Origin of the sequence: Candidatus Aegiribacteria sp. (assembly GCA_021108435.1) — a bacterium.
Taxonomy (GTDB): domain Bacteria; phylum Fermentibacterota; class Fermentibacteria; order Fermentibacterales; family JCC-6; genus Aegiribacteria.
Window position 1 is genome coordinate 1 of sequence record JAIOQY010000074.1, and the last position, 11041, is coordinate 11041.

Sequence of the window (11041 nt, forward strand, 5' to 3'; positions counted from 1 at the left end):
TGCGTGTCCCCATTTCTTTTCCGGAAACAACATACCTGTTTACAAGATTCCACAGACATATGTACAATTTATTTCACTTATTGCTATTGGGTAAGTGTACGTTGTTATGTCCGACCCTGGAGCCAGCGGGATTCTTCGCGGAGGCCGTCCAGGAGAGGCGTAGACGGTTTCCAGCCGATTGTTCTTTCCAGAAGCTCTGTTGACGCAAAGGTGTCTGGAACATCACCGGCCTGAACCGGAAGGAATTCCAGACAGGCTTTCTTCCCCACAGCCTCCTCAAGGATGGCTATAGCTTCCAGAAGAGGAAGTGTGTTACCGCCGCCAAGATTCATCACCCTGCCGTCAGTGCAGCTTTCCGAAAGCCTCAGACCCTTCACCAGATCACCAATGTATGTGAAATCCCGTGTCTGTCCTCCATCACCGAATATTCTGACTGGCTTTCCTTCGAGGATCGCCCTTATGAAAATGTTGAATGCCATATCGGGTCTCTGACGGGGACCGTATACTGTGAAAAATCGAAGTGATACACTCGGCAAACCATGATTTCTGGTGTAAAGCCTGACCATATTTTCCGCAGCCAGTTTGGTTACTCCATAAGGTGAATCAGGAATTGGAACAGTTATGTCCTCAACCATCGGCAAAGCGTCAACACGTCCGTATACCGAAGATGATGAAGCAAAGATGAAATTGCGGAGCCTTCCGAAGCGGACAGCCCATTCAAGAAGGCGCTGAGTGGCCAGGATGTTATCGGCAGTGTAGCGAAGAAATTCCTTTCCCCAGCTTTTCCTTACGCCTGCCTGGGCAGCCATATGGTATATGATGATTTCTTCATCATCAGGTATCGCTTCATCAAGTTCGAAAAATTCCGTATCCGAAAGATCCTGCTCAAGAAGTGTGAAACGGGGATTGTCAAGAGAAGAGGAAATATTCGCTCTTTTTAACTCGGGAGAGTAATAATCTCTGAAGCAGTCAAAACCGATTACACTTTCTCCTTCAGCAAGAAGACGCTCGGACAGATGGCTTCCGATGAAGCCTGCGGCTCCTGTGACGATATATTTCATCAGTTTTCACTCTCTTCAATATCCCTGAAAAACATCACCAGGGGTATGTACGTTTTATTCCACATTACGCTATTGGGTAAGTGTACGTTGTTATGTCCGACCCTAGTCGCCGCTTTCTTCTGAAATGCCCCAGCTGACCGTATTTATACCTACATGCAACAGGTACCTCAGATTATCTTTTTGTACGGCAGGAGGGAGGAATTTCCCTCCAAACGGTGCCAGGCATAGAAGTTCCTCGGGTTTCGGAAGTTCATCAACCAGAAGGTCTACGTGGGGTACCGGTACCGGATCAACCGGATATTCAACCATTCTCGACAGCAGCAGTTCTCTGAGCTGATCCCATCTCAAACCCACACAGCTGAATCCGGCTGCCATTTTGTGTCCTCCCGCATTGGTGAATACATCTCCCATACTCACGAGAAAACCGGCCATGTCCCAATCGCCGAATGAGCGGGCTTCTCCAACGAGTTTTCCACCCTCCCGCGGGGAAACTATCAGTGTTCCCCTCTGGGTTACTCTGCTTAATTTACTGGCAAGAGTTCCTCCCATGCCATCAGGAATTTTGTCCATATATACAAGTGTCATTCCATATGCGGATGCCTGGTCATCTCTGTTTTTGAGAGCCTGCGAGAATATGTCTGACAGCTGATACGCTCTATACCGGCTTTCCTTTTTCATGAGTTTCCAGATAGACCTGCAGCTTCTGTAGTCTTCATCCATCATGAAATCAAGCATGATCCCGATTCCTGAGCCCTTCCCTTTTCCAACAGTTGATGTGATCTCGTGACGGATCATGGATCCCGTCCAGGCCGACTCTCTTGCGGGCCACATCTCGGCAAGCATCTTCATGCCGCCTTTGAGCATATCGATATCGATCTTTCCGAACTCCTCAAGGAGATACCTGTTCCAGCCCAGCAGAGGTACTCTGTCTGAAACGGTTCCCAGAGCGACAGCTGTAAGAAGTCCGGGTTCGTTCTCCCACCCGGGGAAGATCGATATCAGGGCAGCGTACAGGACTCCGCAGCCGGCCAGATAAGTGGCGGGGGGACCGGTTCTCTGTGGATTGATCATTCCATGAGCATCAGGTAAAGGAGGGTTAAGCATGTGATGGTCGGTAATAACTACCCTTGCACCCTGATCCAGAGCCCACCGGACTCCGGCCACAGAAGAACATCCGTAATCAACTGTAAGGAGCAGATCACCTGACAGAAGAGACCCCTCCATCAGCCTTGGAATAAGACCATAATCATCTGTCGAACGTTCGGGCGTGATTGGAATGACTTCAAAACCCTCTCCCTCAAGAATTTTGATTCCAACGTACAGTCCTGTAATACCGTCCATGTCATCGTGTCCGTAGAGGACGATCTTTCCTTTGCGAATCCTCAGATCTTCGAGTTCACGGCGGAGAATATCAATGTCGGGAATCCCGTCCGACCATTCCGGCCTATCGGGCAGCCACTCTTTAATGGGATCTGTTGATTCGGGAAAGCGATTCCGAAGGATGGAATATGCCAGAGGTGTAACCTTACACCTGCCCCGTTGCGAGTCGGGACCTTCTTCAATGGAACGCATCAATTCTCTCCAACAACCTGAATTATATCGGTAAGACCGACCAATTTATAAATACAACAACATAGCCTTATTCCTTAAAGCTGCTTTGTCAACCTTTAATAATATCCATTAGGAATTCACTACCTGAACTGGAATTGCTAATTACCTCCGTTGAATACTATAAGCTGTCCAGTACTCCTCGAAGGATACCTGCCAATCTGCGTATATCAATCGGTGCTTTTACCTGGCTTATTTTTGTCTATTACCATAATGCGCCTTTAAACATTACTTTTCCGATCCTGGACTACACTTATGCAGTTCAACGAATAATTTTCCAATTCGCTCCTGTCATATACTCCTGACAGCTTTGAGCCCTCTGCTTGAATGAATAACTCTCATTTTTCAGCCATGCCTGAACAGCCAGCACTTGAAACCTCTCGGATATATTCGTAAACTCAGGGTATGAAGAATAAATCAGTTCTTTGCACTTTTGTAACCGTGTTCCTTCTGCTGCTCTCCGCATACTCCGCTGAAGCGGCCTTTGAACCCGTTTCGGAATCTCCATGGCTTCAGGGCGGAATAGCCTCCAGCCTTTTCCCCACAACACCGCTGGTCATAATGGTCAACCCGGCCTGTCTCGGGCTTCTTGAAGGACACGGAGTCGCGGCTTCAGCATCACGTCCTTTTGGATTGCGCGGTCTTGACCGAACGGCAATAGCAGGGGACTGGATGTTCAATAGATTCGCTGTGGGCGCTGCCCTCTCTCTGTCTGGAGATGAAAGCTATACCGAGGGAACCGCTGTCACCGCGGCTGCTTATCGAATCATGAACGGTGTCATTCTCGGAGCGGATATTTCTATCAGAAATCTGCAGATAAGCGGTTACGGCAGGGCAACAGGAGTCTCAGCGGACATCGGCGCGGTCTGGTCTCCCACTTCCGGTATTTACTCAACAGCGGTTTTCCGAAGTATTATTCGAAGTGATCTTGGCGATTCCGGCGATCCGTCCTCTCCCCGATCACTTGAGCTCGGTCTCGGTGTTGTCCCTGTAGACAGAGTGTCCCTGGCCATAGGAGCCGGCAGGCAGGAAGGGCTCGATACCGAATTCAGTTTTCATACCGCATTCTCCCCGGCGTCCAGTATCAGTCTCGGGGCGGGAATGATTACGAATCCCGCGCGATTCTGGGCTGCCCTTTCCATTTCTGTGTCTCTTATCAACGTTGAATACGGTTACGGAGAGCATTCAACTCTTCCCGGAACCCATTCAGTTGCTCTGTGCTGGGGCCATTGCGCGTCAGACCCACCCGCACTGAGCTTTTCTGACAGCGAGGAGGAAGCAGAGGCTTCCACTCCTGAATTCCCCCTGAATGTCAACACGGCTGCCGAGGAGGATCTTTTACTGATTCCAGGGATAGGACCGGGCCGGGCTTCAGCGATAGCCGCATGGATGCGGCAGAACGGACCTGTCTCTTCAATAGATGAGCTTGATGATATTCCCGGCGTAGGGCCTTCACTCATGGAAGTATTTAGAGAGTTTCTGGTAGCTGAATGAAGATAACCGTAGTACTTATTCCGCTCATTATTCTGTACAGTACTGTTTCCGCTTTCGAAGGGAATGTCAGAATCCGGCTTCATCGAAGGTTCCCGGCGTGCCGCGGAACCATTGAGAATCACTACGCAGGCGACGAGTTCGGCTTTTATGACAGATTCAGATTCCGCAGCGGCACAATGCGCTTCTCACTTCTTCTTGACAAGGCCCGAGGCGAGGAATGGGTTGATATCATTTCCGGAGGTGTCATGTGGACTCCTCCGAACGGTAACTTTCAGTCCGTCTCGGCCGGATGGCTCAAGGTTGATCTGGGAAGCGGGATGGTTATTTCATATCCAGGCAGCTGGTCCGACCTGAATGAACTCGCTCTATACAAACCTCCGGGCATAAGAAATCGTATAGAACCCGCCACATCCGCGTGGGGCTGCAGAGGCGACCCGCTGATCGGAGCCGGAGCCTTAGCCCGGTTCGGAGATCTCGATGTGTCATTTCTCGCGGCTTATTCCCTACTGGACTCCATCGGTGACGGACACCACAGAACGGTATCCGAGATCGCCGGAAAAGCCGCCATCCATGAAACCCTCGGAGCAATTCGGGTTGGAGGTGAGGAATGGGGGGTGACACTTGCCGGGGCTACCGAGCTTGACAGTGACGACCGGTACTGGGTCCGCATGGGAACCGACTGGGATCTTGATTTCAGCACTTTCACATTCACGGGTGAAACAGCCGCTGGAGTAGATTCCGGAGGAGTATCAGTCGCGTTCTGGGCAGCTCCATCACAGAATTTCGGTGACTTCAGACACATGCTCATGCTGCTGCGGAATCCGTCGGATTTCCCTGATGCCAGGACATCAGCCCCTATAGGCCGCGAATGTGATATCGGCTTCTGTTACGGGTTCAGGTGGAATGTTTTTTCAAGAACAGCTCTGAAAGCAGGCGCTGCAACATATTTCAATGACGATGAGCATCTGCTTCGCGGTTCGGCTGAGGTTCAATACAGATTCCCATGGAGCATGGAAGCTTCTGCTGGTGTGCGGACAAGAACAGAAACCGCGGAATCAGGCTGGAGAGCCTGGACAGGCAATAGCTGGCAGCCTCTTGAAAAACTCAATATCAGGACAAAACTCTCGGTCACCGGATGGACCTCCGACGAAGATTCCACTGAAAACGGAACCGGAATCGAACTCAGAATTCGATACTTTCCAGTCAGCCTGCTGTCACTCGGTCTTGGCGGAGCCGCTTTTGCAACCGATGGATATAACTCCAGGATATACGCGGCAGAAGCTTTCTTCCCCGGTGAGTTCGGCTCCACTGCGCTATGGGACAGGGGCTTCATGTTCCATATGAGCATTTCCGCTGAAATCAGTGAAGATCTCTTCCTGAGGGCAAGGTTCCTGAGAAAGATCATCGAGAACGCGGCTGTTCTGGGCTCCGGCTGGGAAGAAACCGAAGGTGACTCCAGAACTGAATTCGGTTTTCAGCTTGACTGCGCGTTTCAGTAGCACGCATATTTCATCAACATTCAAAGAGGTGAATAGCTTTGAGACCATCCTGGGACGAATACTTTCTGAAACTTGCGATGCTTGCTTCCGAACGCGCCACATGCCCTAGAATGCACTGCGGCTGTGTGCTGGTGAAGGACAGGTATGTGCTTTCAACGGGCTACAACGGTTCTCTTCCCGGACTGGAACACTGCGATGACGTCGGATGCCTTATTGTCGATAACCACTGCGTCAGAACAAATCATGCCGAAATGAACGCGATTGCCCAGGCCGCAAGGCACGGCGTTCCACTGAACGGCGCCACCGCTTACGTAACGAATATGCCTTGCACCACCTGCGCGAAAGCTCTGCTCGCTGCCGGTATTTTAAGGGTTGTTATCTTCTCCGACTATCGCGGTTCGCTTGCCGAAAAGTTCCTCGATGAATCAGGTGTTCCGATTGACCGGCTGCCGATGCCCGAACTGGAAATAGACTACGATCTCGAAGGATACTCATCCGCGAAGAAGTTCGAAAGCTGACCATTCAGATTCGCTCATCTTTCCTGACTGTTCTGGACCAGTCACAGTTACCACTGGATACTGCAGTGCCGGACTGTCAATAAGGCTGAATATCTCCAATAATGATGACTGGATCTGGTGACCGTTATCGTAAACTTAACTGAAATGTAATTTTTTTACAGTATAGAATAAGATATTCCGAAATTTGGACTTTCTTACAGTATAGGATAAGTTTATATCCATAGTAACCAAAACATTCATCGAATCTTATGTTGTATCAGCCACCTCCTTTTCCTTGTTGACATGATTTATCTTACAGTATAGAATAAGATATTCAAAAGGTGGTGACATTCTTGCATTATAGAAGAAGTTTGTATCTTGACAGAATCAGACCATTCATCGGATCTCCTGTTATAAAGGTCATAACAGGTATGCGCAGGGTTGGGAAAAGCGTCTTTCTGGGTCAGGTTGCCGATCTGGTGAGATTGATCTCTCCGGGAACGAAAATTCTCTCAGTCAATATGGAACTGATGGAAAACTGGCAATATCGGGATGGCATTCTGCTTCACAGAATGATTACTGATCAGGGAACCGATATGGCTTTGTTCCTTGATGAGGTACAGGACATCAGAGGCTGGGAGGAAATCGTCTCTTCTCTACTCGCCAGAGGCGGAGTTGATCTCTACATTACAGGATCAAATGCACAGATGCTTTCATCGGAACTGGCAACGAAGATTGCGGGAAGATATGTAGAATTTCAGATATATCCGCTTGGTCTCTCGGAGTTCATTGAATTCCGTGGGGATGATGCCGTCTCACTGGATGAGGAATTTCGTTTATACCTGAAATTTGGAGGGATGCCGGCTCTTCATTCGATGGAGCTTTCATGGGAAGTTGCCTGCCAGTACCTTCAGTCCGTTAAGGATACCGTTCTTCTGAACGATGTAATTACTCGAAACAGCATCAGAAACATTCCGCTTCTCGAATCAGTATTTACCTTTCTTGCTGACAACATCGGTTCTCTTTTCTCTGCAAAACGTATTGCAGATTATCTTGGATCCCTGGGCAGGAGTACATCAGTTAACACTGTCATCGACTTCATCCGCTATTTGTCTGATGCTTTCGCTTTTCATTACGTGAGAAGATATGATCTCAGGGGTAAGAAACAACTTGAATACACCGGTAAAGCGTTTTTGAATGACCTTGCCTTCCGGCATGCACTTTTCGGTTACAGGGAAGGTGATATTTCCGGTTTTCTCGAGAATATCATCTACATGGAACTGAGGCGAAGAGGTTATTCCATTTTCATCGGCTGGATGGACGGAAAGGAAATTGACTTCACAGCCCACAGGGGAGATGAGACAATTTACATTCAGGTTGCGTATCTTCTTGCATCTGAGGAAACGATCGACAGAGAATTTCTCCCCCTCATGAACATTCAGGACAATTGCCCCAAGATGGTGCTTTCCATGGATAGAGACTTTCCATCAAGGAAAGGTATCCCTCAGATCTACATACCAGAGTTCCTCACAGGCGCTCAGTCCTGAAGATTATAGTGAAACGGAAAGACCGGCCAGAACAGGCCAGTCGAGTTCGGTTCTCTGCTCCGTGGCTATCTCAATTGTATATGACCCGCTTGATTCATAGGTATACCGCAAACCTGCGAAGAATCCGCTTATCTCTTCCTCACCGGGAGAATACTGATATCCGATCGAACATCCATACTCCCTGTAATTAATGCTCATTCCGCATCCAAAGGCATCGGAAGTCCAGAATCCGATTTTCCCGCCTGCAAAACCGGTCAGAATCGATGATATTCGATAGCTGGCACCGGCGGATATTTCGGTTGGCATATCCTTGCGAATACCCTGCCAGGAAGGAGCCTGCCCGACGCCGGTAAGCACAATACCGGCAAGAAACTCACCGGAAGGTTTAAAAGCCATCCCAGCGTTCGCGGTAATACCGGTTCCTCCCGAAGAAGCCACATTCTCCCATGACAGACCGGCGGAAACACCAGCTTCGATCCAGCCGGCAAGCGGGAAGGACACTCCGGCCATTGCGCAGCCTGTTGAATAGGAATACTCGCCTGTAACAGCACCTGACTCATCTCTTCCGATGAGCCCTCCTCTGCCCAGATAAACAAGACCGACTCCTGCTTCAATGTCAGATCCGATAGAGAAAGCGCCGGCGACTGAGGCTGCTGTAGTTTCAAGATTCCAGCGGCCTCCAGCCACGCTGAATCCGGTTTCGCAAAGAGCCGGATTCGACAGTATGGATCCCGAACCGGAACCTATTGCGCTCCCTGCGGGTCCGAGCATTGTCATCGATGGAAACCCCGGAGATGACAGAACCAGAAGATCAGCTGTACCCGACCCGCCTGCGAAAACAAGAGAAACCGCTATCAGCGGGATACAGCGAAGTATTCGGTACATGCCTCACCTCCCGAAGTTCTGAAGACAACAGCGTAAAGACCAGGAGAGGCCATTCCATCACCGGTTGAAAGATCCCATGTATAAGAACCGGACGAAGCGTTTACATCAAGGATCTTCTCTCCATTTAGATTGAAGACCATTATCGAGGAAGACTGTCCCTCAGTCGCGTCCCACGTGAAAGTAACCACCGAGGTGGCAGGGCTTGGATATACGGCGAATTCATCTATGGAGGCAGGACCTTCTCCAGTGGGCGGCATGGAGTTGTAATAAACTCCCTGTCCATCGGAGGATATATAGAACGTACCGTCAAGATCGGTTCTGTAGATGGTTATATCTCTGCCGTTCAGTCTGTTTATAACTTCCGTGTGAGGATGACCGTAAGGATTTCCAGAACCAACACAGATGGCGGCAATCGAAGGATTAATCTTAACCAGCCATTGCGTGCAGGTAGATGTGAATGATCCATGATGTCCTACTTTCAGCACATTTGCTGATATGTCCTCAATCTCTCCTGTTGAGAGCGCTCCCAGAATAACGTCCTCTCCGCCGTCCGTCTCGAGATCACCGGTAAAAATGAATGATACTTCATCGTATGTAAGCCGGATGGTTATTGAAGAGTTGTTCATATTGGATGGAGACAATGGATCAACGGGATGAAGCACCTCAACCGTCAGTTCGGGACCCCAGTTCAGGAAATCCCCTCTGCGGGGAGTAACGAATTCAGAGCCGTTGTTCTCGATCGCTTCAAGATAGGTTTCGTAAGTCCAGCTGCCTCCGTACGGCCAGCCTGAATCGTATGCTGTCACTACCGGAAGAGTATTATAAACAGATACAAGTCCGCCAATATGATCCGAATGGGGATGTGTACCGATAACACCATCCAGATATGTAACGCCGAGACTGTCCAGAAGAGGCAATACCCTCTCCGCTCCGCAGTCCCACACAGGAGGATAGTTGCGCATGTCACCCGCATCGATCACATAATGCCTGCCGCCGGGTGTACATACAACCATAGCGTCACCGGAATACTCATCGAATGAGGGATCTATGAAAAATACAACAAGAGGGTCAGCCGAAAAGGCGCAGTGAACCAAAAGAACAGGTAACAGAACAAAAACTGTTTTCAAGTAATCTCTTTCAGCTTACTGAACGAATGCTTTTATGAATGCCCAGCTGTTCTGCACAAACGAATTCTCGTATACACTGTTCAGTGAACCAGGTGAGCCGAAATCACCATTCCCGAAAGCTATTGTGGATACGTCCCATGTTGAAGGCGTGCTGGAAATCCACCCTGGGTTGATTCGCTCGCAGGAGTGACCTGCTGTAACAGGCCAGCTGCTGGTATAGATTATCTCGTCAATAATTTCTCTGGAAGCACTGATCAGTGTCAGTCTGCCAGTATCGTTAATTGTGAAATTGCCGTATACATAATCCGGAATAAGACCGCCGTTCATGGATTCATCTCCGCATGCGCAAAGGACGTAGTAACCTTCCGGCGGCAGCAGATAAGTGGACATCGTTACTTCCTGTCCAAGCGCGTTTGACAGAACCCATCCGGAAAGGTTAATCCAGTCTCCCGATCTGTTGTACAGCTCAACCCATTCACCGGATTCTTCATTATAGGAAGCGAGTGGATGCGCCATGAATTCATTAATAACAATAACACCGCTGGACAGTATTCCTTCGCCACTGTCACCCGGGACAAACGGTGTAATCTGAGCAATCAACAGAATAGAAAGAAATATCATAGATCTACCTCCTTTAAAGCACACCATTACATGGCACACTTCATCATATTTCATAGGAGTTTGAAACCCTTTTGTCAACTCGAGCCAATCTGACTGTCAATAATCGAGGAACGTTATCTTCCGAATCTGACAGAAGCCCTGCTCAGTCAAGAGCCTGCAGAAGTAGAGGCCGGGACTGACAGCTGCTCCGAAATTGTCCTTCCCGTTCCATTCAACTGAGTAACAGCCTTCTGATATACCATCATCGACCAGAGTTCGTACTTCTCTGCCCGTTATATCATAAACTTTCAGGATGACATGAGATTCACCTGAGACCCGGTATCCTATCGTTGAGCGGCTACTGAACGGATTGGGACAGCTCTGAAACAGAAATGTCTCAATATCGAAACCGGGCTCACCTGTACCGGTTGGAGCGTACAACTCTACATCTCTTGAAGCCACAAGGCTGTCGTTCAGCTGATCAATCACTATGAGATGAAGATCGTAATGTCCCGGTTCAAATTCAGCTGTGTTCCAGATGCCCAGTATGCCCTCGTAAATCTCACCTGCTGATTCCACGATGAGATTCCAGTCCGGAGATTCGTCCGGAGCCCAGAACAGTTCATACTTCGCGAAATCATTATCCGTACAGTAAGGTCCTACATCCACCCAGCCGGATCCGGGTATGGAGATATCCCCTGTTTCATATTCAGAATCAGTATC

The 11041-nt window shown here is 49.1% G+C and carries 10 protein-coding genes; 4 read left to right on the forward strand and 6 right to left on the reverse strand.

The window, feature by feature from the left end:
• Positions 1-104 precede the first annotated feature (104 nt).
• A complete protein-coding gene (locus K8R76_04575; protein MCD4847447.1) occupies positions 105-1061 on the reverse strand; it encodes an NAD-dependent epimerase/dehydratase family protein in 957 nt (318 codons plus the stop codon).
• Positions 1062-1163: 102 nt separating this feature from the next.
• Positions 1164-2633, reverse strand: a complete 1470-nt coding sequence (locus K8R76_04580; GenBank protein MCD4847448.1) for a DHH family phosphoesterase — start codon at positions 2631-2633, stop codon at positions 1164-1166.
• Between the two features lie 441 nt (positions 2634-3074).
• On the opposite strand from K8R76_04580, the gene K8R76_04585 reads away from it, so the two are divergent.
• The 4 genes from K8R76_04585 to K8R76_04600 all read left to right on the forward strand — a co-directional run bounded on the left by K8R76_04585 (position 3075) and on the right by K8R76_04600 (position 7706).
• Entirely contained in the window at positions 3075-4163 is a 1089-nt protein-coding gene (locus tag K8R76_04585) for a helix-hairpin-helix domain-containing protein (protein MCD4847449.1), read from the forward strand.
• A complete protein-coding gene (locus tag K8R76_04590; protein ID MCD4847450.1) occupies positions 4160-5662 on the forward strand; it encodes a hypothetical protein in 1503 nt (500 codons plus the stop codon). The genes K8R76_04585 and K8R76_04590 overlap by 4 nt, the downstream gene beginning before the upstream one ends.
• 77 nt (positions 5663-5739) lie before the next feature.
• Complete coding sequence (locus tag K8R76_04595) at positions 5740-6180, forward strand: cytidine/deoxycytidylate deaminase family protein (GenBank protein ID MCD4847451.1); 441 nt, start codon at positions 5740-5742, stop codon at positions 6178-6180.
• Positions 6181-6512: 332 nt separating this feature from the next.
• A complete protein-coding gene (locus tag K8R76_04600) occupies positions 6513-7706 on the forward strand; it encodes an ATP-binding protein (GenBank protein ID MCD4847452.1) in 1194 nt (397 codons plus the stop codon).
• A gap of 3 nt (positions 7707-7709) precedes the next feature.
• Here the strand turns inward: K8R76_04600 and K8R76_04605 are convergent, their stop codons facing one another.
• The 4 genes from K8R76_04605 to K8R76_04620 form a co-directional block, all read right to left on the reverse strand.
• Positions 7710-8591 carry a hypothetical protein gene (locus K8R76_04605; GenBank protein ID MCD4847453.1) on the reverse strand — a complete coding sequence of 294 codons (882 nt, stop codon included), beginning with the start codon at positions 8589-8591 and terminating at the stop codon, positions 7710-7712.
• Complete coding sequence (locus K8R76_04610; GenBank protein MCD4847454.1) at positions 8561-9718, reverse strand: MBL fold metallo-hydrolase; 1158 nt, start codon at positions 9716-9718, stop codon at positions 8561-8563. Before K8R76_04610 ends, K8R76_04605 begins: the two co-directional genes overlap by 31 nt.
• Positions 9719-9733: 15 nt before the next feature.
• Positions 9734-10339: a lamin tail domain-containing protein gene (locus tag K8R76_04615; protein ID MCD4847455.1), complete on the reverse strand. Its 606-nt coding sequence runs from the start codon at positions 10337-10339 to the stop codon at positions 9734-9736.
• 96 nt (positions 10340-10435) lie between these two features.
• Positions 10436-11041: hypothetical protein (locus tag K8R76_04620; GenBank protein ID MCD4847456.1), on the reverse strand; the 606-nt coding region annotated here is incomplete at its 5' end.